Annotated in this window: 18 protein-coding genes, 1 tRNA gene and 1 pseudogene; 12 read left to right on the top strand and 8 right to left on the bottom strand. The window is 72.7% G+C overall.

Going from position 1 to position 21,551, the window contains the following annotated elements:
- Nucleotides 1–3 precede the first annotated feature (3 nt).
- From ACZ5WC_RS28120 to ACZ5WC_RS28110, 3 genes are all read right to left on the bottom strand, one after another.
- Entirely contained in the window at nucleotides 4–1,665 is a 1,662-nt protein-coding gene (locus tag ACZ5WC_RS28120; protein ID WP_468543424.1) for a hypothetical protein, read from the bottom strand.
- Nucleotides 1,656–2,663, bottom strand: a complete 1,008-nt coding sequence (locus ACZ5WC_RS28115; protein WP_468543502.1) for a hypothetical protein — start codon at nucleotides 2,661–2,663, stop codon at nucleotides 1,656–1,658. Before ACZ5WC_RS28115 ends, ACZ5WC_RS28120 begins: the two co-directional genes overlap by 10 nt.
- A 106-nt stretch (nucleotides 2,664–2,769) precedes the next feature.
- Nucleotides 2,770–3,771 carry a phosphatase PAP2 family protein gene (locus tag ACZ5WC_RS28110; RefSeq protein WP_468543423.1) on the bottom strand — a complete coding sequence of 334 codons (1,002 nt, stop codon included), beginning with the start codon at nucleotides 3,769–3,771 and terminating at the stop codon, nucleotides 2,770–2,772.
- 242 nt (nucleotides 3,772–4,013) lie between these two features.
- On the opposite strand from ACZ5WC_RS28110, the gene ACZ5WC_RS28105 reads away from it, so the two are divergent.
- On the top strand, nucleotides 4,014–4,610 hold the full coding sequence (locus ACZ5WC_RS28105) for a histidine phosphatase family protein (protein ID WP_468543422.1): 597 nt from the start codon (nucleotides 4,014–4,016) through the stop codon (nucleotides 4,608–4,610).
- A 79-nt stretch (nucleotides 4,611–4,689) separates the two neighbouring features.
- On the opposite strand, the gene ACZ5WC_RS28100 is transcribed toward ACZ5WC_RS28105, so the two are convergent.
- Complete coding sequence (locus ACZ5WC_RS28100; RefSeq protein WP_468543421.1) at nucleotides 4,690–6,102, bottom strand: tetratricopeptide repeat protein; 1,413 nt, start codon at nucleotides 6,100–6,102, stop codon at nucleotides 4,690–4,692.
- A gap of 236 nt (nucleotides 6,103–6,338) precedes the next feature.
- Between ACZ5WC_RS28100 and ACZ5WC_RS28095 the strand changes: the two genes are divergently transcribed.
- Both ACZ5WC_RS28095 and ACZ5WC_RS28090 read left to right on the top strand, forming a co-directional pair.
- Complete coding sequence (locus ACZ5WC_RS28095) at nucleotides 6,339–6,800, top strand: hypothetical protein (RefSeq protein WP_468543420.1); 462 nt, start codon at nucleotides 6,339–6,341, stop codon at nucleotides 6,798–6,800.
- A gap of 76 nt (nucleotides 6,801–6,876) precedes the next feature.
- Entirely contained in the window at nucleotides 6,877–7,788 is a 912-nt protein-coding gene (locus ACZ5WC_RS28090) for a spermidine synthase (protein WP_468543419.1), read from the top strand.
- 15 nt (nucleotides 7,789–7,803) lie between these two features.
- Here ACZ5WC_RS28090 and ACZ5WC_RS28085 read toward each other — a convergent pair whose 3' ends face one another.
- On the bottom strand, nucleotides 7,804–8,349 hold the full coding sequence (locus ACZ5WC_RS28085; protein WP_468543418.1) for a hypothetical protein: 546 nt from the start codon (nucleotides 8,347–8,349) through the stop codon (nucleotides 7,804–7,806).
- A gap of 135 nt (nucleotides 8,350–8,484) precedes the next feature.
- On the opposite strand from ACZ5WC_RS28085, the gene ACZ5WC_RS28080 reads away from it, so the two are divergent.
- The 9 genes and pseudogenes from ACZ5WC_RS28080 to ACZ5WC_RS28040 form a co-directional block, all read left to right on the top strand.
- Nucleotides 8,485–9,216, top strand: a complete 732-nt coding sequence (locus ACZ5WC_RS28080) for a response regulator transcription factor (RefSeq protein WP_468543417.1) — start codon at nucleotides 8,485–8,487, stop codon at nucleotides 9,214–9,216.
- Nucleotides 9,213–10,670: a sensor histidine kinase gene (locus ACZ5WC_RS28075; RefSeq protein WP_468543416.1), complete on the top strand. Its 1,458-nt coding sequence runs from the start codon at nucleotides 9,213–9,215 to the stop codon at nucleotides 10,668–10,670. Before ACZ5WC_RS28080 ends, ACZ5WC_RS28075 begins: the two co-directional genes overlap by 4 nt.
- A 241-nt stretch (nucleotides 10,671–10,911) precedes the next feature.
- Nucleotides 10,912–12,393: a glycoside hydrolase family 18 protein gene (locus ACZ5WC_RS28070; RefSeq protein WP_468543415.1), complete on the top strand. Its 1,482-nt coding sequence runs from the start codon at nucleotides 10,912–10,914 to the stop codon at nucleotides 12,391–12,393.
- Between the two features lie 365 nt (nucleotides 12,394–12,758).
- The gene (locus ACZ5WC_RS28065) at nucleotides 12,759–14,081 is read left to right on the top strand and encodes an ABC transporter substrate-binding protein (protein WP_468543414.1); all 1,323 of its coding nucleotides are present in this window, start codon (nucleotides 12,759–12,761) and stop codon (nucleotides 14,079–14,081) included.
- 82 nt (nucleotides 14,082–14,163) lie between these two features.
- Nucleotides 14,164–15,177 carry a carbohydrate ABC transporter permease gene (locus ACZ5WC_RS28060; RefSeq protein ID WP_468543413.1) on the top strand — a complete coding sequence of 338 codons (1,014 nt, stop codon included), beginning with the start codon at nucleotides 14,164–14,166 and terminating at the stop codon, nucleotides 15,175–15,177.
- A 14-nt stretch (nucleotides 15,178–15,191) separates the two neighbouring features.
- A complete protein-coding gene (locus tag ACZ5WC_RS28055) occupies nucleotides 15,192–16,112 on the top strand; it encodes a carbohydrate ABC transporter permease (protein ID WP_468543412.1) in 921 nt (306 codons plus the stop codon).
- A 78-nt stretch (nucleotides 16,113–16,190) separates the two neighbouring features.
- Nucleotides 16,191–17,648, top strand: coding sequence for a GH1 family beta-glucosidase (locus ACZ5WC_RS28050; protein WP_468543411.1), 1,458 nt, complete (start codon nucleotides 16,191–16,193; stop codon nucleotides 17,646–17,648).
- A gap of 118 nt (nucleotides 17,649–17,766) precedes the next feature.
- A complete protein-coding gene (locus ACZ5WC_RS28045) occupies nucleotides 17,767–18,804 on the top strand; it encodes a LacI family DNA-binding transcriptional regulator (RefSeq protein WP_468543410.1) in 1,038 nt (345 codons plus the stop codon).
- Between the two features lie 72 nt (nucleotides 18,805–18,876).
- Nucleotides 18,877–19,068, top strand: a pseudogene (locus tag ACZ5WC_RS28040) (hypothetical protein); the annotation flags it as partial.
- 67 nt (nucleotides 19,069–19,135) lie between these two features.
- Here ACZ5WC_RS28040 and ACZ5WC_RS28035 read toward each other — a convergent pair.
- The 3 genes from ACZ5WC_RS28035 to ACZ5WC_RS28025 form a co-directional block, all read right to left on the bottom strand.
- A tRNA-His gene (locus ACZ5WC_RS28035) sits at nucleotides 19,136–19,208 on the bottom strand.
- Nucleotides 19,209–19,328: 120 nt separating this feature from the next.
- Nucleotides 19,329–19,934: an oligoribonuclease gene (orn, locus tag ACZ5WC_RS28030; protein WP_468543409.1), complete on the bottom strand. Its 606-nt coding sequence runs from the start codon at nucleotides 19,932–19,934 to the stop codon at nucleotides 19,329–19,331.
- Between the two features lie 10 nt (nucleotides 19,935–19,944).
- Nucleotides 19,945–21,162, bottom strand: coding sequence for a helix-turn-helix domain-containing protein (locus ACZ5WC_RS28025; protein ID WP_096625598.1), 1,218 nt, complete (start codon nucleotides 21,160–21,162; stop codon nucleotides 19,945–19,947).
- Between the last annotated feature and the right edge of the window lie 389 nt (nucleotides 21,163–21,551).

The following is a 21,551-nucleotide window of genomic DNA, read 5'->3' as shown; positions in this document are numbered from 1 at the left end:
GGGTCACAGCAGGTCCTCCGGGGTCACGGGGTCGGGATGCTCCGCGCGCGCGGCTGCGTCCGCGCCCGGCGGGCCGCCGTGGGTCCACGGCGTGTCCTCCGGGTCCGGCAGCTTCGGGCCGGAGCGCTGGTCGTGCTCGAACAGGGTCCAGGCGATCCGCTCCCCGGGCTCCGGCACCGAACCGGGCGCGGGCTCCTTGCCCCGGCCCATCCGGTCCAGGATCCGCAGCACGAGCAGGACCCCGCCGTCGTCGGCCGGGCCCTCGGAACCGTCACCGGGGGTCTCCGGACCGTCACCGGGGGCCTCGGAGACGTACCGTACGAACTCCGCCGTCTGCGGCTTGCCCTCCAGCGAGCGATACACCTTCGTCCGCTCGCCCAGGTGCGGGCGCTCGCCCGTGCGGACGGTGACCAGCGGGCGCGGGGAGGGGCGCTTGGACTCGGTGTACGCCATCTCCACCCCGGCCACCTCGGCGAGGAACGCCTCGCCCGCCAGCCGCCGCCCCGCCAGCACCAGCGGATCGTCCAGCGCCTCCTGGGCCTCCAGCTGGGCCTGGGCGGTCTCCCGGGAGGCCAGCTTCTGCGCGGCCGTCACCGCGTCGTCGCGGCGCGGCTGCGGCGGCTCGCCCGAGCGCACCCGGTCCCGGTGGCTCGTGAACGACCAGCGGTCCCGGGTCCAGCGGTCCTCGGCCCGGGACCCCTCGGGCAGCTCCCGCAGCAGGTCGAGCCCCCGCCACACCGCGTCCCAGGTCGGCAGCATGACCCGCGCCAGCAGGGAGCGGATCTCCCGCTCGGCGCCGCTCAGCTCACCGAGACGGGCATCCGCCGCGAGCCCGTCCTCGGCGGAGGCGAGCGCCGAACGGGCCCGGTCGTAGCGCTCGATGGCGGGGGCGAGGAGACGGTTGTCGAAGTCCGGGTCGGTGGCCGGGCCCGCGGGCGGGCAGAGCAGCTGGCCCGCACCGTCCCGGGCCAGCTCGGCCCGGAGCGCCGCCTCGGCCCCCGAGGAGCCGTCCGGCGGATCGATCCAGGAGAGCAGCGCGCCCAGGTGCTGGTCCTCCAGGCTGCTCTGCCCGGTCGCCCAGTGCCGGTTCAGCAGATCCGTGGTGGCCAGCAGCAGTGAGGAGCCGGGCACCCGGGCCCGCTCCCCGTAATGCGTCAGCCAGCGGCCGAGCAGCGGGACGCGCACCGGGGCTGGATAGGGCGTGTCCGGGTCGTCGTCGGCGGTCCGGCGGAAGCGCATGGACCGGCCCAGCAGCCGCACGAACTCGATGCCCGCCCGGCTCGGCACGATCAGCTGGGCCGCGTCCGTGCACAGCTCGACCTCGACCTTGGTCTTCTTGCCGGTCGCCGGATCGGTCTCGTTGCGCTCGGCGGGTTCGACGGCGTCCGCGTACGCCTCGATGTGCGGAAGGACGGCCTCCGCCAGCTCGGCCAGGAACGCGAACCGCAGATCCCGGTCGCGCGGCTGGGCGACGGCCAGCAGCCTGGGCGCCTCCCGGTCCGTGCCGACCAGCGCCCCGAGCGGAGCCCCGGCCTCGCCCGCGGTGGTCAGCGGCACCAGCACCAGCGGCCGGTCCGTGAGATGGCGGTGGCGGACCGTCGCCAGCGGCTGGGCGCGACCGGAGTCGACGGCCTCCAGCCGGGCGAGCGTGGTGATCAGCGACATCCGGCCGCCCCTTCCAGGGACTGACCCCGCCCACGCAGCGCTGCCGCGTTCTCCAGCGCCTCGGCGCGCAGCGCGGCGGCCCGGCGCAGGGCCGCGACCGTCGGATCGGCGGGGTCGCCCTCCTTGCCCGCGGCGGCCGCCAGCACCCCGGCCACCGTGGTCAGCCCGCCCAGCTCACCGCGCACACTCCGGCCGAGCGCCTCCACCGCCCCCTCGGCCCGGGACTTCGCCCGGCAGTGGAACGCGAGCTCACAGGCGGCCAGGCACTCGGGCGCGTAGGCGGCGGTCACGGAGGAGACGGCGGTCTCCAGTTCCTGCGGCGAGCACGCGGGATCGAACGTCGTCCCCTCGGGCAGGGCGTCCGCGAGGTCCTCGATCCGGGTCAGCCGGGTCAGCTGGCGGAGGGTGACGGCCCGCTGCTTGCGTACGTCGACGACGGAGGCCGTCGGCAGGTTGGAGAAGTCCTTGGGGCAGACCAGCAGCACGCGGTGGCCGACCTCCGCGCCCTCGGTCACCGCCGCGATCCGCTCCAGCGCCAGCACGTACACCGCGGACTGCCGGGCCGCCGCACCGACCTTCGCGGCGTCGGCGGAGGCGTCGATCATGGGGAACGACTTGATTTCGACGACGGTCCACCGGCCGTCGGGGTGCACCACCACCGCGTCCGGCTCCAGATAGGCGGGGGAGCCCGCCACCTCCAGCGCCAGCATCGGGTGGTCCAGCAGCGCCCAGCCGTCCGCGGCCGTCGCCTCCCGCAGTGCGAGGGCGGTGCGCGCGGCGCGGCCCTCGGGACCGGCGGCGCTCAGGTCGGGCGCGAACACATCCGCACCCGGGGCCGCAGCGCCGTCACCGAGGCGCTCGTACAGCAGGCGCAGCAGCTCGGCGCCGCCGTCGGCCTTGACCTTCGCCTCGAACGCGTTGCCCCGCATGAAGGCGAACTGGGACTGCCCGAAGGGAGCGGGGGAGCCGAGCGCGGCGGCGAGCACGCCCTTGTCCACCCCGGCACCGTCGAGCAGGGCACGCCGCTTGCAGCCGGGGTTCGCGGCGAGGGCGGCCAGTGCGCGGGCGTCGAGCGGATGCGGTGCTACGGAGGGGCCGCGCAGCTCAGCGAGCCGCTGCCGGAGCGTCGTCGCTCGCGGCCGCGTCGGCGGCGGCTCGGGCTGCCGCGCCGCCGACTGCCGTGCCGGGGGGATCTGCGGAGGAGGTCCGCTGGCCGGGGATTCGCTCACCCGGCGAAGTCTTGCACCCGGCACTGACATCGGGGGACACGGCCGCCGGAACATCGGCGGCGGAGGCGGCCCGGCCGCCGCGGAAACGGTCCGCGACCGGACGGGCGATCCGGGCCCTGCCCCAGTCCTTGCAGCGGTCGGCGAACCGGATGACGGGCCTGGTCAGGAGGGCCCCGACGCCCATCACCGCGGCGCCCGCGACAGCGTCCAGGAAGTAGTGGTTGGCGGTGCCCATCACGATGATCGTGGTGAGCAGCGGATAGGCGATTCCCGCCGCCCGTACGAGGGGGTGGCGGCCGTGCCGCCACAGCAGGATTCCGCACCAGATCGACCAGCCGACGTGCAGGCTCGGCATCGCCGCGTACTGGTTGGTCATCCCGCTCAGCCCGCGCGGCGCGCTCGCCCCCTCGCCCCACCAGCCGTAACTGCTGTACTGCGCCATCGTGTCGACGAAGCCGTGGCTCGCGTCCAGCAGCCGGGGCGGGCAGGTCGGCATCAGCGTGAAGCCGACCAGCCCCAGCAGCGTCGAGTTCATCAGCCAGACCCGGGCCGCACGGTAGGAGGCCGGCCTGCGCCGGAACAGCCAGACCAGGACGGCCGGGGTGACCACGTAGTGCAGCGAGGCGTACGCGAAGTCGGCGGGTATGCCTATGGACGGGGTGGTGGTGAAGAGCCGGTTCAGCGGATGCTCGGCGTTCAGGAACAGTGACTGTTCGAGCCGCAGGATCGCCAGGCCGTTGCCGACCGCCGTCGACACGTCGCCGTGCACCAGGAGGCGGCCCACCGAATACAGCGCGTACACCACCGCGATCAGTGGCAGCTCCGTCCACCAGCGGGGCCGATGACCAATCGCGGGCGGCGCGGTGGCGTGCGGCATCCGGTAGCTCTCCCCATGTTCATGCGGCCGACGGCGGGCGTTCAACCGTACGGCGGCACAGTGCCGCCGATTCCCCCGGGGGTCCTCTTCCGGACGTCCCGTACGCAGTGGTCCCCGCCGTGGTCCGTGGCTTCGGTGGGACGGCTGCTCAGGATGGGACGTCGGTACGGTCCCGGAGGTTGCCTGCACGTGCGGTACGGGATGATGGAACCCCCAGCACCAGCGTTCCAGGGAGAGCCGTTATGGCACCGCGCATCCTGCTTGCCCGGCATGGCCAGACCCAGTGGTCGGTCCAGGGCAACCACACCGGCAGGACGGACATCCCGCTCCTGGACACCGGCCGCGAGGGCGCCAAGCTGCTCGGCGAGCGGCTGCACCGGGCCCCCTGGGCGGGACTGCCCGGTGCCGAGGTCCGCACCAGCCCGCTCGTCCGGGCCGCCGAGACGTGCGAGCTCGCCGGGTTCGGTGAGCGGGCCGAGACGTGGGATGCGCTGATGGAATGGGACTACGGGGCGTACGAGGGCCTCACCCCGGCCCGGATCAAGGCGGACCGGCCCGACTGGCTGATCTGGCGCGACGGGGTCCCGGACGGGGAGTCCGTCGCCGACGTCACCGCCCGCGCGGACGAGATCGTCGCCTGGGCGCGGTCGGTGGACCGGGACGTGCTGGTCTTCGCCCACGGCCACATTCTGCGGGCCCTGGGGGCGCGGTGGCTGGGCGAGGACCTGTCCTTCGGCGCCCGCATCCGCCTGGAGCCGACGTCACTGTCGGTCCTCGGCTGGGCGTACGGCCTGCCGGCCGTGGAGCGCTGGAACGACACGGGGCACTTGGAGCGGTAGGCGCTGGGGGCGGCGGTGCCCGCTGTCCGGAGCCCTGCTGACGGGCTGACCACGCGTACCACCGGAAGGCGCTCACCGCTCACCGCACCACCGCCGACCCCCCGTGCCGGGTCAGGAACGCCTGGACCGGGGGCGGCCCGCCCCGGGATTCCAGCACGCGTGCCGCCCCCGCGAGCATCCCCCGGATCCGCGAGGACCGGACCCGGGTCAGCAGGTCCAGGACCTGGTGACCGGTCGCCGCCGCCTCGTCCACCCGCCCCGCCCGGGCCAGGTCGCCCGTCAGCTGGGCCCGGTACAGCGCCAGGTTCCGGGTGAAGTGCGCGTCCTGGAGTGCCGTGGCCCGGCGCCCGTGCCGCGCGGCACGGGACCAGTCGCCCAGCGCCGACCAGCACTGCGCCTCCAGCAGCTCAAGCTCCGCCTCCCGGAAGAAGCTCATCCACTCGGGGTCCCCGGCCGCGGGCCCCCGCTCGAACGCCGCCCGGGCCCGCCCGATCGCCAGGTCGCACCCCGTACGGTCGCCGAGACCCGCCCGGCCCCCCGCCTCCCGCAGCGCGAGCAGGGCCAGCAGCCGGGGCGAGCCCAGCGTGCGGGCGGCCCGCTGGCCGGCCTCCGCCGCCCGTACCGCCTCCCGCGGCCGCCCCGCGTCCCGGGCCAGGAACGACGTGTTGCAGAACGCGTGCGCCTCAAGACCCGCGTCCCCGGCCAGCCGGGCGGTGGCCAGTGCCTCCGCGTAGTGCGAGCGCGCGTCGTCGAAGCGGCCCGAGTCATGGGCCAGCCAGCCCACCGAGATGGCCAGCTCGCCCGCTCCCGCGTGCAGCCGGTCCGCGGTGGCGCGCCGTGCGGTGGTCCCGGCGTCCAGCAGCTCGTACGCCGCGCGCAGCGGCTGGGCGGCCCGCCGGTACAGCCCGTCCGCGCCGTGCCGGTCGTCCAGCAGCCGGATCTGCCGTACGGCCTTCTCGACGGCGCTCACCTCCGTCTCGCCGACCCGGCGCTGCGCGGGCAGGGAGACCCGGGTGGCGGCGGAGGCGGGCGCCCCGCCGAGCCCCAGGGAAGCGGCCGCCACCGTGGCGGTGCCGCTCGTCATGAATACGCGACGCAGCACGTCGCTCTCCTCGTCGGTTTCGTGGATGCCGCTGTGAAGCGCGAGTGGGGACACAGGTGCGGACACCGGTACGGACACGGGCGCGGTCGGGGGTTCGGGCGGGGGCTCGGACACGACCCGCGCCCCCCTCCCGCGTACGGTCTCGCGGGCCGAGAACCCCAGGTCGGCCAGGGACGCCCCGGGGAACATGTGCAGGAAGACCCGTTCGTAGGCGTAGTTGGGGCAGCGGATCTCCCCGGACTCCACACGCCCCACGTAGCGGGCGTCGCACGCGACCTGTTCTCCGATCTCCCGCGCCGCTCGGCGCACCGCCGCCGCGAACTCCCCGGCGGAACGCTGACCGCGCAGTCGGCGGAAGGCGAGGTTGGGAACTGCCCCTGTCGACCCCATGGCCGGCCCCTCTCTGGTGCGGCCGGGTTCCTGTTTTCCGGTGTCCCGGCGGAGCAAGAACGTACCTGCTGTGACAGGACGCACACGCAGCGTTTCTTCGCAAAAAGGGGCATCTCTCCCTTGATCCGCCATGAACTGCCACCCTTTGCGGCGGTGTGGGCCCGTAGCCCTTGACGCACCCGTGCCGTTGGTCCATGTGGAGACGGAGTGCGGCTCCGTTCGGCGATGATTCGGCGATGAGAGGAGAGGTTCCCTTGTTGCATCTCGGCCGGGAGACCGGCTCATGGACGACCGCGACAACATGTCCGAGGACCCCGGCGGCCCCGGGGGCGAACCCGGTGCCGGAGCACGAGTCCTGCGACCTCGTCACGGTCCCGGCACGGCAGGGCCTGGAAGCCGTTGACATCCTCCGCCGCGGCGCCGACCACGAGGCCGTCGGACCGGTCCTGCACGACGGAGCCTGCGACACCCTCGGCTTCCTCGTCCCCTCGGGCACCGCCGACGCCTGGGACGTACCGGGCAGCGCCTGTACGAGGACGGACGGCCGCGGGCTGCGCGTCCCCGCCGAGCCCCCCGTCTCCGGAACCGGCTGGCTGCTCCCGCCCGCCAAGGGCACCCCGGTCACCGATCCCGCCGTACTGCGCGCCGCCCTCGACCAGGCGGCCCGGCTGATCGAGGCGGCCGACAACTGCTGCTGAGCTCATAATGGCCGCACGGGCGGAACACTCCGCCGCGGCCGGTGACCCGGGCCCCCACCAGCGAGGATCAGCGAACGTGGCACGTCGAGGAGGACCGGCCGGGGGCAAGGGCGGAGCAGCGGGCAGGAAGAGGGAACAGCGCCGCGCCGAGCGGGAAGAGGTCTCCTGCCCGGTCGACGGCGGACTCGCCGAGCTCATACCCGACCGGGAGCGGCCGCGCGGCAGCACGCTCCTGATCGACGGCGCCCCGCAGTCCCACGTGGACCTCGACGACCCCACGTACCTGTCGTTCGCCTACCAGCGGCGGCTCGGCCACATCATCGACCTCGCCGCGCCCCCGCAGCAGCCGCTGCACGTCCTCCACCTGGGCGGCGGCGCGTTCACCCTCGCCCGGTACGCCGCCGCGACCCGCCCCCGCTCCACCCAGCAGATCGTCGAGGTCGACGCGCCCCTCGTGCGGTTCGTCCGCGACCACCTGCCGCTGGACGCCCAGGCCCGCGTCCGGGTCCGGGCGACGGACGCCCGCGAAGGGCTCGGCAAGTTCCCGGACGGCTGGGCCGACCTCGTCATCGCCGATGTGTTCGGCGGGGCCCGCACGCCCGCCCACCTCACCTCCGCCGAGTTCCTCACCGAGGTGCGCCGGGTCGTGAAGCCCGGCGGGAGTTACGCCGCGAACCTCGCCGACGGGCCCCCGCTCGCCCATCTGCGCGGGCAGGTCGCGACCGCAGCCGCCGTCTTCCCCGAACTGGCGCTCGCCGCCGACCCGGTGGTGTGGCGGGGCCGCCGCTTCGGCAACGCGGTCCTGTACGCCTCGGCCCTGCCGCTCCCGGTCGCCGAGTTCACCCGCCGGGTGGCGAGCGACCCGCACCCCGGCCGCGTCGAACACGGCCGCGCGCTCACCGACTTCACCGGAGGCGCGGCCGTCGTCACCGACGCGGCCGCCAAACCGTCGCCGGCGCCCCCGCCCTCGGTCTTCGAGAACCCCTGACCGCCGTGGACTCCGCTACGGGTCGACGATCTGCACCAGTGGCGGATGGCCGTTCCAGGTGCAGAACACCGAGTACGTCGCGCCGTTCCCGCCCTCGAAGTTGACCCGGATCCACGCGTCGTTCGTCCACACCCGCATCGACCAGCCCGGCTCCGGCGTCGCCGAGACCAGCTTCGCCGAGCTGCGGCCCAGCTCGAAGACCACCCGGCCGCCGTCGGTGCGATAGCTCTTCACCGCGCCCGAACCCGGGGGCGCGGCAGGCTTCGCCGGGGTGCCCGCCGGCGTACGGGAGGGGTCCGGGGCCGACGGCGAAGGGCTCGCGCTGCTGGTGCGCGGCGAGGGGGAGGGCGGCGGGGAAGCGCGGTGCGTCGAGGAGACGAGCGGTTCGCCGGTGCTCTGCCCGATGCGCTGCGGAGACCCCGAACCCACCGCGATCGGCACGGCCCGGGGCGGGTCGTAGGCCGTCCCCGTCATGACCGTGTGCACACCCCACCACGACAGCGTCACCGCCGCGCCGGTGGCGAGCGACCACGCGATCGTATGGACGAGTCCTCGTTGCATCCGGCGCATTCTGCACCACCCGGACCCGGGCTGTCCCCCACCCCCGATCCCTCTCCCTCCGGGCCTCCCGGGCCTTTGGGGAGGTTTCCGGCGGCCACGGGACCGGGCCCGTCCGCATGGCGTACGGTGCCGCCCATGGCAAGTGTGCTCGTGGTCGAGGACGACCAGTTCGTACGTTCCGCCCTCATCCGGCACCTCAGTGAGGCCTCCCACACGGTACGGAGTGTGGGCACCGCGCTCGAAGCGCTGCGCGAGGTCGCGCACTTCCGCTTCGACGTGGTCATCCTCGACCTCGGGCTGCCCGATCTGGACGGCCGCGAGGCGCTGAAGATGCTGCGGTCCATCACGGACGTGCCCGTCATCATCGCCACCGCGCGGGACGACGAGAGCGAGATCGTCCGGCTGCTCAACGACGGCGCGGACGACTACCTGACCAAGCCGTTCTCCGTGGAACACCTCTCCGCCCGGATGGCCGCCGTGCTGCGCCGCTCGCGGACCACGGGCGGGGAGGCGCCGCCGCCCAGGATCATCCGGGTCGGCGGGCTCTCCATCGACCCGCTGCGCCGCAGCGCCGAGCTGGACGGGGCCGAACTCGACCTGACCCGGCGGGAGTTCGACCTGCTGACCTTCCTGGCCGGGCGGCCCGGCGTGGTCGTCGCCCGCAAGGAGCTGCTGGCCGAGGTCTGGCAGCAGTCCTACGGCGACGACCAGACCATCGACGTCCACCTGTCCTGGTTGCGCCGCAAGCTCGGGGAGACCGCCGCCCGCCCGCGCTATCTGCACACCCTGCGCGGCGTCGGCGTGAAACTCCAGCCGCCGGCCGACGCGCCGCACGCCGGTGCGCCGGCCGCGGAGCCGCCCGCATGAGATGGGCCCTGGTCAAGGTCTGCCTGGCGGTCACCGCCATGGTCGTGATCGCCTTCGCCGTACCGCTGGGACTCGTCATCCGGGAGATGGCCAGCGACCGGGCCTTCTCCGACGCCGAACGCCAGGCCGCCACGATCGCCCCGACGCTCACCATCACCACCGACCACGAGCAGCTGACCCGGGCCGTCCTGTCCACCGAACCCGGCGGCCGGGGCCACCTCGCCGTCCACATCCCCGGCGAAGCGGCGGACGGGGGCCGGGCCGAGGCCGGAGCCGGGGCCGGGCCCCTGGACATCGGCACCCGGCGCGCCACCCCCAAGGACATCGAGACCGTACGGGCGGGCGGTCGGGCCTCCATCGCCGAGGTCGCCGACGGCTTCGCGCTCCTCCAGCCGACCGCCCTGAGCACCGGGGACATCGCCGTCGTCGAGGTGTTCGTCCCCGAGGGCGAGGTCTCCAACGGGGTCGCCACCGCCTGGCTCATACTGGCGGGCGTCGGCCTCGCGCTGATCGTCGGCTCGGTCGCGGTCGCCGACCGGCTCGGCGTGCGGATGGTACGGCCCGCCCAGCGCCTCGCGGGCGCCGCCCACGACCTGGGGGAGGGGCGCCTCGGCACCCGGGTCCCCGAGGACGGACCCACCGAACTCCGGTCCGCCGCCGTAGCGTTCAACTCCATGGCCGACCAGGTCGTCCAGCTCCTGGCCAACGAGCGCGAGCTCGCCGCCGACCTCTCGCACCGGCTGCGCACCCCGCTCACCGTCCTCCGGCTGAACGCCGCGTCCCTCGGCGAGGGCCCGGCGGCCGAACAGACCCGGGCGGCGGTCCAGCAGCTGGAGCACGAGGTCGACACGATCATCCGCACCGCCCGCGAGCAACGCCCGCAGACCCAGGGCGTGCAGACCGGCGCGGGCTGCGACGCATCCGAAGTGATCCGCGAACGCATGGGCTTCTGGTCGGCACTGGCGGAGGACGAGGGCCGCGAGGTGCGCCTCGCGGGAGTGGACCGTACGGTACGCATCCCCGTCGCCCGCCCCGAACTGGCCGCCGCCCTCGACGCGTTGCTCGGCAACGTCTTCCGGCACACCCCCGAGGGCACCGCCTTCGCGGTCGACGTCCACCACAGCGGCGACGCGGTCATCGTGCTCGTCTCCGACGCGGGCCCCGGCATCGCCGACCCGGAGGCGGCCCTCGCCCGGGGCGCCAGCGGGCGCGACACGGAAGGCGGGGAGGTCGGCTCCACCGGGCTCGGCCTGGACATCGTGCGCCGGGTCGCCGAGTCCACCGGCGGCGACCTGCGCATCGGCCGTTCCGTGCTCGGCGGCACGGAGGTCCGGATCTGGATCGCTCTGCACGGCAGCCGCCCCGAACGCGGCCGCCGCGGCCACGGCCGCCGGGTCGGCCACCAGCGTCGGCGCGAGCTCCGGACCACGACGGGCGCGGCTCCCCGGCCCTGAGTCTCCCGGCCCCGCCCCGCCCTTGAGGCGCCCGCTTTCCTCCCGTGCGCGAATCGGTCCCTCCCGTGCTCCGGACCGGCCGCTGCATTAACCCGGACCCATCCGTTCCTTAAGCGCGCCCTAAGAACGCCAACTCCCTTCCGTAACGCCCCCTTTGCCCGCCCCCGCTGCCGCTAGCGTGCTCCGCATCCCCGCAACCCCGCTCAGCGATCCACAGCACACCAGAGGCAGGCAGCACGTGATGGGTTCCCGTACACACCGCCGCACGGCGAGCACCCGTACCAAGGCGATCGGCGGTGTCGTCGCCGTGGCGATCGCCGGTGGCACGGTGTTCACGCTCACCGGTACGGCCCAGGCCGCCGCGGTCGGTGCCGCGTACACCCGGACCAGCGACTGGACCGGCGGCTACACCGGGCAGTACGTGGTCACCAACGAGACCGACAGGACCCTTACGGACTGGACCCTGGAGTTCGACCTTCCGGCGGGCACGACGATCAGCTCCCTCTGGAACGGTGAGCACACGGTCAAGGGCGACCACGTGACCGTGAAGCCCGCGAGCTGGGACAAGGAGCTCGCCCCGGGCAAGTCCGTCACCGTCGGCTTCGTCGCCTCCGCCACCGGCACCGCGGGCGACCCGGCCTCCTGCCTCATCAACGACGCCACCTGCTCCGCGGGCGGCGGCCCGGCCCCCACGCCCAGCGGCCGCCCGACCACCGCCCCCACGCCGACGGCCATCCCCACCGCGTCCCCCACCGCGACGGCCCCGGCCACCCCGCCCCCCACGCCGACCCCCACCGCCACCGGCACCCCCGGTGGCGGTGGGGAGACCGGCACCGCCCGCTTCGCCCCGTACATCGACACCTCGCTGTACCCCGCCTACGACCTCCTCGACACCGCCGCGAAGACCGGTGTGCAGGAGTTTCACCTCGCCTTCATCACCTCCGGCGGAGGCTGCGCCCCGCGGTGGGGTGGTCTCACCGGCCTCGGTGACGACCAAGTGGTCAAGCAAATAGGCGCGTTGAGGGGCAAGGGCGGCGACGTCCGGGTCTCCTTCGGTGGTGCGGCCGGTGCCGAACTGGCCCTGAACTGCTCCTCCTCGGCCGATCTCGCCGCCGCGTACGGCAAGGTCGTCGACGCCTACGACCTGACCAAGGTCGACTTCGACATCGAGGGCGCCGCCCTGCCCGACGCGGCCGCCAACACCCGCCGCGCCCAGGCGATCGCCCAGCTCCAGAAGAAGTACCCCGACCTGGACGTCGCCTTCACCCTGCCCGTGATGCCCGAGGGCCTGACCCAGCCGGGCATCGACCTGCTCGCCGACGCGAAGAAGAACGGTGTCCGCGTCGACGCGGTCAACATCATGGCCATGGACTACGGGCCCGCCTACAGCGACGACATGGGCGAGTACGCGATCCAGGCGGCGACCGCCACCCAGGCCCAGATCAGGGACGTTCTCGGGCTCTCGGACGCCGCCGCGTGGAAGGCCGTCGCCGTCACCCCGATGATCGGCGTGAACGACGTCGTCACCGAGGTCTTCACCGTCGAGGACGCGACGCAACTGGTGAAGTTCGCCGAGCAGAAGGGCATCGGCCGCCTCGCGATGTGGTCCGGCACCCGCGACAAGGCCTGCCCCGGCGGCCCCAAGCCGGCCGCCGACGCCACGTGCAGTTCCATCGACCAGGAGCCGCTGGCCTTCACGAAGGCGTTCGCCGCGTACAAGTAGCCCAGCACCCAACCTCGTACGTCCCCAGCGCCCAACCTCGTAGGTCCCCTGCGCCCACCCCGTACGCACCCCGCGCGCACCTCCGCCCCACCTCCCCGACCACCCACGCCCCCCACCCGCGCACCCCGGCCGGACTCCCCCCATCCGGCCGGGGTGCGCTTCGGCGTGCCCGACATCCCCCGGCAACGGAATCGTCTTCAACTCTTGACACCCACCCCTTCGAGGCAGGAACCTTCCGGCATCGGCGCATGGGAGCGCTCCCATAGAGAGCGGGAGAGGATCTCGCGCGCTTCCTCCCCGTAGTGCTTCCCGTAGCACTCCCCGCAGGACTTCCCGCAGAACTCCCCGTAACAAGGAGCAGTGGAATGCGCATCACCCGCAGCGTCGCCGGCCGACGCCGTAGAACCGCGATCGTGGCCACCACTGGCCTGACGGTCACCGCCCTCCTGCTCGCCGGATGCGGCGGCTCGTCCGACTCCGGCAAGGGGGCCGACGCGGACGGGAACATCACCCTGACCGTCGCCGACTTCGGCCAGTTCGGGTACAAGGAGGCCGGACTCTTCGAGAAATACCACGAGTTGAACCCGAAGATCACGGTCAAGGAGGACACCACCGCCGAGGAGAAGAACTACTACCCCAAGCTCCTCCAGCAGTTGAACTCCGGCAGCGGCCTCGCCGACGTCCACGGCATCGAGGTCGGCCGGATCAAGGAGATCGTCGACACCAAAGCGGACTCCTTCGCCGACCTGTCCAAGGTGATCGACACCGGCCAGTGGGTGTCGTGGAAGGCGAAGCAGGCCACCGCCCCCGGCGGCGCGGTGATCGGCGCGGGCACCGACATCGGTCCGATGTCCCTCTGCTACAACCGGGACCTGTTCGAGAAGGCCGGGCTGCCCACCGACCGCACCGAGGTCGCGAAGCTCACCGAGGGCGGCTGGGAGGACTTCCTCGCGCTCGGCGAGCGGTACAAGAAGAAGGCGCCCGAGGGCACGTACTTCATGGACTCCGCGAGTGCCATGTTCAACGCCGTGGTCAGCTCCAGCCCCGAGCAGTACTACGACGCGAGCGGCGAGCCCGTGTACAAGGAGAGCGCCGGCGTCAGGAAGGGCTGGAACCTCGCAGCCGAGGCCGCGTCCAAGAAGCTGACGCAGGGCCTGGCCCAGTTCGAGGACCAGTGGCAGGCGGCCCTGCGCAAGGGCACCGTCGCCACGGTCGTCTGCCCCGCCTGGATGGCCGGGCAGATCTCCACGTACGCCGGTGACGCCAACAAGGGCACGTGGGACATCACCAGCGCCCCCGGTGCCACCTCGGCCAACTGGGGCGGCTCGTTCCTCGCCGTCCCGAAGTCCGGGAAGAACGTGGAGGAGGCGGCCAAGCTCGTCAAGTGGCTGACCGCCCCCGAGCAGCAGGCCGCCGTCTTCAAGGCGATCGGGGTCTTCCCCTCCAACCAGGGCGCCTACGAGCTGCCCGACGTGAAGAACGCGACCCTGCCGTACTTCAACGACGCGCCGATCGGCCAGATCTACGCCGACGGCGCCAAGTCCATCCCCGAGGCGGTCCTCGGCCCGAAGGACGGCGTGATCAAGGACTCCATCTCCACGCAGATCAACAACATGGAGCAGCGCGGCACCAGCCCGGACAAGGCCTGGGACGCGGCCGTGCGGACGGTCGACAAGGCCATCGGCTGACCCGAACCGCCCGGGCCGGGGCGCGCGCCCCGGCCCGCCCGCCCCGGCATCCCGCCGTCACTCCAGGGAAGGACCCCCGCCCGTGGCAACCCCGACCCCCGCCCGGGACGCGTACGTGCCGCCGCCCCGCGCCCCGCAGCAGGAACCGCCCCAACCTCACGTCGAGCGGCGGCAGTTGTGGCGCAGCCGACTGTGGCGGTTCGACGACAAGGCGTCCCCGTACGCGTACATCGCGCCGTTCTTCCTCGTCTTCGGGGCCTTCGGTCTCTACCCGCTCCTCTACACCGGCTGGATCGCCCTGCACCGGGTGGAGATGACCGGCCTCGACACCATGGAGTGGGTCGGCTGGGAGAACTTCGACACGATCCTGCACGACCCCGAGTTCTGGACCACGGTCAGCAACACCTTCCTGATCGGCGTCATCTCCACCGTCCCGCAGCTCCTGGTCGCGCTCGGCCTCGCGCATCTGCTCAACTACCGCCTCCGCGCCAGTACGTTCTGGCGCACGGTCATCCTCACCCCGTACGCGACGTCCGTCGCCTCGGCGGCCCTTGTCTTCGCCCTGGTCTTCCGGGCCGACGGCGGCCTGCTGAACTGGGCGTTCGGCCTCGTCGGCTTCGACCCGGTCAACTGGGCGAACGGGCACTGGACTTCGAAGATCGCCATCGCGGTCATCGTGATCTGGCGCTGGACCGGCTACAACGCGCTGATCTACCTCGCCGCGATGCAGGCCGTTCCCAACGACCTTTACGAGGCGGCCTCGTTGGACGGCGCCTCGCGCTGGCAGCAGTTCCGCAAGGTCACCATTCCCTCGCTGCGGCCGACGATCCTGTTCACCATCGTCATCTCGACCATCGGGTCCATGCAGCTGTTCGGTGAGCCGCTGCTGCTGGAGGGCGGCACGCTGGGCGCCACCGGCGGCAACGAGAACCAGTACGAGACGCTCAGCATCTACCTCTACAACTACGGCTGGAACCTCGGGCATCTCGGCCCGGCGGCCGCCGTGGCCTGGGCGATGCTCGCGCTCCTGCTCCTCGTCGCCGCGGTCAACTGGCTCATCGGCCGCTACGTCCGCACGTCCGATTCCGCGGCCTGACCGGGAGCGTTTCCATGACCATGACCAGCCCCACACGCACCGCCCCCGGGCAGCTCGCGACGGTCCCCAAGAGCGGCGGACCGCCCCGCCCGCGCCGCTTCCGGATGGGGGCGGGCCAGCAGCTGAAGGGCGGCCCCTTCGCCTACCTCGCGCTCGCCGTCGTCGGGTTCGGCTCGCTGCTGCCGCTCTACTGGACCCTGGTCGCGGCCTCCCGCACCCAGGACGAAGTCCTCGCCTCCACCCCGCCGTTCCTGCCCGGCGGCAAGCTGCTGGAGAACCTCCAGACGGCCTGGGAGCAGGCGAACCTCGGCAAGGCGATCGTCAACAGCTTCATCGTCTCCGCCTCCATCACGGCCGCCACGCTCTTCTTCTGCACGCTCGCCGGGTACGCGTTCGCCAAGATGCGCTTCCGGGGCCGGGGCTGGCTGATGACCGCGGTGATCGCCACCCTCACCATCCCGCCGCAGCTCAGCGTGGTCCCGCTCTTCATGATGATGTCGGGCCTCGGCTGGGGCGGTCAGCTCGAATCGGTGATCTTCCCGACGCTGGTGAGCGCGTTCGGCGTGTTCTTCATGCGGCAGTACCTGATCGAGGCCCTGCCGTACGAGCTGATCGAGGCGGCCAAGATCGACGGCGCGAACAACTTCCGCATCGTGCGCAGCGTGGTGCTGCCGGTGGCGCGCCCCGCGATGATGGTGCTCGGGATGCTGACCTTCGTGCAGGCGTGGAACGACTTCTTCTGGCCCTATCTCGCCCTCAACCAGCAGAACCCGACCCTTCAGGTGGCGCTCGGCCAGCTCAGCGCCTCCTACACCCCTGACCAGTCCATCGTCATGGCGGGCGCGCTGATCAGCACGCTGCCGCTGCTGGTGGTGTTCGTGGTGTTCGGCAAGAAGATCGTCGGCGGGATCATGTCGGGCGCGGTCAAGGGCTGAAGCCCCCGTCCTCCCTCTCGCACCTCTCTCTCCACACCTCTCACTCCTCACCCCCTACCCTTCCGGGAGCGCTCCCCCATGACACTCGTACGACCCGACGCGGCCCCGCAGCAGGCCCCCGCCACCACGGCCCCCTTCCCGACCGGTTTCCTGTGGGGCGCGGCCACGGCCGCGTACCAGGTGGAGGGGGCGGTGACCGAGAACGGCCGCACCCCGTCCATCTGGGACACCTTCAGCCACTCGCCCGGCAAGGTGCTCGGCGGCGACACCGGAGACGTGGCCGCCGACCACTTCCACCGCTACCGCGACGACGTCGCCCTGATGAAGCGGCTCGGGCTGAAGGCGTACCGCTTCTCCGTCTCCTGGTCCCGCGTCCAGCCCGCCGGCCGCGGCCCGGCGGTCGAACGCGGCCTGGACTTCTACCGCTCGCTCGTCGACGAGCTGCTGGAGGCGGGCATCACGCCCGTCGCCACCCTCTACCACTGGGACCTGCCCCAGGAGCTGGAGGACGCGGGCGGCTGGCCGGAGCGCGCGACGGCCGAACGGTTCGCGGACTACGCGGCCGTCATGGCCCGGGCCCTCGGCGACCGGGTCGGGATGTGGACGACGCTGAACGAGCCCTGGTGCTCGGCCTTCCTCGGTTACGGCTCCGGGGTCCACGCCCCCGGCCGCACCGAACCGGCCGCCGCGCTGCGGGCCGCCCACCACCTCAACCTCGCCCACGGCCGGGCGACCGAGGCGCTGCGCGCGAACCTCCCCGCTGCCGCGCAGCTCTCGGTCACCCTCAACCTCCACCAGGTGCGCCCGCTGACCGGCGGCGAGGCGGACGCGGACGCGGCCCGCCGGATCGACGCGGTGGGCAACCGGATCTTCACCGGCCCGATGCTGAGGGGCGCGTACCCGGACGACCTGCTGACCGACACCGAACACCTCCTGAACTGGAGCGGACTGGTCCACGAGGGCGACCTCTCCGCGATCGCCCGCCCGCTCGACGTGCTCGGCGTCAACTACTACACCCCCACCATCGTCTCCACCCCCGCCTCCGGGGCCGGGGACACCCGCAACGACGGCCACGGGAGCAGCGAGCACTCGCCGTGGCCCGGCTCGGAGCATGTCGCCTTCCATCTCGCCGAGGGCAAGCCGCGCACCGCCATGAACTGGTCGGTCGACCCGGACGGCCTGTACAGCCTCCTCATGGATGTCTCCCGCGAGCACCCGGACCTCCCGCTGATGGTCACCGAGAACGGCGCGGCCTTCGCGGACGACCCGGACGAGGAGGGCCGGGTCCACGACCCCGAGCGGATCGCCTATCTGCACGGCCACCTGGCGGCGGTGCGGCGGGCGGTGGCCGACGGGGCGGACGTACGCGGCTACTTCCTCTGGTCCCTGCTGGACAACTTCGAATGGGGCTACGGCTACTCCAAGCGCTTCGGCGCGGTGTACGTCGACTACGCGACCCAGCGCCGTACGCCGAAGTCCAGCGCCCGCTGGTACAGCGAGGTGATCGCCCGCCACGCGCTGCCCTTGGAGGCGTGAGGGAAAGCAGCCTGGGAGCGCTCCCAAACCGTGGCCGCCACACCCGCCGGGGTGATCGATCCGGGACTTGGATTGACGTTACGGCTGTGAGAAATTGACCGGGAACGGGGAGGCAGCCATGGCGGCAGCGCGAGTACGGAGCGGCGGGCGGCCCACGCTCGAAGAGGTGGCGGCCCGGGCCGGCGTCGGCCGGGGCACCGCCTCGCGGGTCATCAACGGCTCGCCCCGGGTCAGCGAGGCGACCCGGGAGGCGGTCGAGGCGGCCGTCGCCGAGCTGGGGTACGTCCCCAACCGGGCCGCCCGCGCCCTCGCGGGCAACCGCACCGACGCCATCGCCCTCGTGGTGCCCGAGCCGGAGACCCGGTTCTTCGCGGAGCCGTACTTCTCCGCCATAGTCCGGGGCGTCGGAGCGGCCCTGGCCGACACCGAGATGCAGCTGCTCCTCACCCTCGCCGGCAACGACCGCGAGCGCCGCCGCCTCGCCCAGTATCTGACCGCCCACCGCGTCGACGGCGTCCTGCTGGTCGCCGTGCACGCCGACGACCCCCTGCCCGAGCTGCTGGAACAGCTGGGCATGCCGTGCGTGATCAGCGGCGCCCGGCACGCCGCCGAACCCCTCGCCTCGGTCGACTCGGACAACTTCGAGGGCGCCCGCGCCGCCGTCGAGCACCTGGTCTCCCGGGGCCGCCGCCGGGTCGCCACGATCACCGGCCGCCTGGAGGTCTACGGGGCCCAGCGCCGTCTGGACGGCTACCGCGCCGCGGTCTCCGAGGCCGGCCTGGCACCCGACGAGCACCTGATCGCCCCCGCCGACTTCACGGAGGAGGGCGGTGCGCGGGCGATGCGCGAACTCCTCGCCCGCCGCCCCGCCCTCGACGCGGTCTTCGCCGCCTCCGACGTGATGGCGGCCGGGGCCCGGCAGGTCCTGCGCGAGGCGGGCCGCCGCATCCCCGAGGACGTGGCCCTGATCGGCTTCGACGACTCGGTGGTCGCCCGCCATATGCACCCGGCCCTCACCAGCGTCCGCCAGCCCATCGAGGAGATGGGCCGCCGCATGGCCCAGCTCCTCCTGGACGAGATCGCGGGCCGCGCCCCGGGCGCCGAGCGCCCCACGGTCGTACTGCCCACGGAGCTGGTGGTCCGCGACTCCTCGTGAGAGTGCCGGAGCTCGTGGCGGTAGCGAGGCTTCCGTATGACACGAGTCCTCCACGCCCCCGACGGGGCCTGCCCGCTCAGCCGGGCCGAGCGGCTGATCCGGTGGCTCTCCGAGGCCCCCGCCGACCTGCACATCGAGACGCTGGTCGACGGCGAGGGCGCGGGCCCGCGCGGCACCCTGGAGCGGCTGTGCCCGGAACCGGCCGACCTCGTGCCCGAGGACGGGGCGCGGATGACCGGCTTCAGGCTCTCCCTGTTCAAGGGGTGACTCCGGGCCCGGCTCCACGGCAAGCGAAAGGGCCCCGGTCCGAAGACCGGGGCCCTTTCAGCAGGGTGAGTAACGGGACTTGAACCCGCGACATCCTGGACCACAACCAGGTGCTCTGCCAGCTGAGCTATACCCACCATGTCGTCCGGTCGTTTCCGACCGGCCGAGAAAAAGTGTACAGGGTCCGGGAGGGTGCTCGCGCCCCCGTTTCCCGGAGCCGGTCCACGGGCGCGTTTACGCCCGTGACCAGCACGTTCCTACGGTGTGGCCGGGACCACATGGCGCGCCGCGATCTCCTTGGCGCGCTCGGAGTCCGGGCCGGGCTGCGGGACGAAGACCGCCTCCCGGTAGTAGCGGAGCTCCGCGATGGATTCACGGATGTCCGCCAGTGCCCGGTGGTTGCCGCTCTTGTCGGGGCTGTTGAAATACGCCCGGGGATACCAGCGGCGGGCCAGCTCCTTGACCGAGGACACATCCACGATCCGGTAGTGGAGATAGCCCTCCAGATCCCGCATGTCCCGGGCGAGGAAACCGCGGTCGGTGCCGACCGAGTTCCCGCAGAGCGGGGCCTTGCCCGGCTCCTTCACATGCTCGCGGACATACGCCAGGACCTGTTCCTCGGCGTCGGCCAGGGTGGTGCCCCCGGCCAGCTCGTCGAGGAGGCCCGAGGCGGTGTGCATCTGCCGCACCACCTCGGGCATGGTCTCCAGGGCCGCGTCCGGCGGGCGGATCACGATGTCCACCCCTTCACCGAGCACGTTCAGCTCCGAGTCGGTGACCAGGGCGGCCACCTCGATGAGTGCGTCGTCCGTCAACGAGAGCCCGGTCATCTCGCAGTCGATCCACACCATGCGGTCGTTCATGCGCCCCACCCTACGGGGCACTCCGCTGTCCCGGCAGGGCCGGGCGACCGGGAACGTACGCGTCAGGACCCGGCAGGGAGTGCTCCCCGGAGCCCACCGCCGCCACCACCGCGACGGGCGCTGACGGCCCCGGCGCGCCCCGGCGTCCGGACGGTGGCCCCTGGCTGGGCACCATCGTCTCGACCACCGTCGCGGCGCTCTCCGCCACCCCCTGCGGACGACGGGCCCGGTAGGCGGCCCGGTACGCGGCGGGGGAGGAGCCGAGCTGGCGGCGGAAGTGCCCGCGCAGCGCGACCGGGGAGCGGAAGCCGCAGCGGCCCGCGACCTCGTCGACCGAGTAGTCGGAGGTCTCCAGCAGCCGCTGTGCCTGAAGCACCCGCTGGGTGATCAGCCACTGGAGCGGTGCGCTCCCCGTGAGCGAGCGGAACCTGCGGTCGAAGGTCCGTCTGCTCATGTAGGCGCGCGCCGCGAGCGTCTCCACGTCGAACTGCTCGTGCAGATGCTCCAGGGCCCAGGCCACGACCTCGGCGAGCGGGTCGGAGCCGATCTCCTCCGGTAAAGACCTGTCCAGGTAGCGCTCCTGCCCGCCACTGCGCCGCGGCGGCACGACGAGCCGGCGGGCGAGTGCCCCGGCGGCTTCCGTGCCGTGGTCGGTGCGGACTATATGGAGGCAGAGATCGATACCTGCCGCCGTACCGGCGGAGGTGAGCACATCGCCGTCGTCCACGAAGAGTTCGCGCGGATCGACGTGCACCGACGGATAGCGCTTGGCCAGTGTCGGCGCGTACATCCAGTGTGTGGTGGCCGGCCGTCCGTCCAGCAGGCCGGCGGCCGCGAGCACGAAGGCTCCCGTGCACAGACCGACGATGCGGGCGCCCTCCTCATGGGCGCGCCGCAGCGCGTCCAGTGCCTCGGCGGGCGGCGGCGAGGTGATCGACCGCCAGGCGGGCACCACCACGGTTCCTGCTCTGCTGATCGCCTCCAGGCCGTACGGTGTGGTCAGTTCGAGTCCGCCCGTTGTGCGCAGCGGTCCGTCCTCGCCGCCGCAGACCAGCAGGCGGTAGCGGGGAACTCCCGCGTCCTGCCGGTCGATTCCGAAAACGGAGAGCGGGATGGAGCTCTCGAAGATAGGGCCGCCGCTGAACAGCAGCACGGCAACGACTTCCCGGCGTCGCCGCCCGGTCAGCTTGCGTGCGGCCTCCGTCGCGGCGGCGGAGTCCTGGCTCATGACGCTAAGCCCCCCTCGGTGTTCGCGTCTCCCTGGTCCTTACGGGCCTGTCGCTCCTGCACGTTTCCCCTCGGTGTTGCACGTGTCCCCAGTCTCCGATTTCCAAGATCGAATCTACTGCGTTGCGTGGTCCCGCCGTGACACCTTCCCCCACCAGCTCTATGTCGATAAGGAAACGTGGCGTGAAGCGTTCGATCACGAAGCGTTTCACTCGCGAAGCGCACAGGGAAGTGCCCTTCACGAACGTGGCCCGTCCGCGTCGGGTGAAAGCGTACCGCGCGGTCTCTTCCTGCCTGGTGGGCGGTGGGTTGTCCGGCCATCCGGCGAAGAGTTCGGCACCTGTGTGAAGTTGGCTGAAAACCATCGGTTGTGTGTGCTGGATCCGGTCA

Source organism: Streptomyces sp. NPDC033165 (assembly GCF_055577965.1).
Note: the sequence above shows the minus strand (reverse complement) of the source record. Positions and strands in the feature narration are given on the sequence as shown.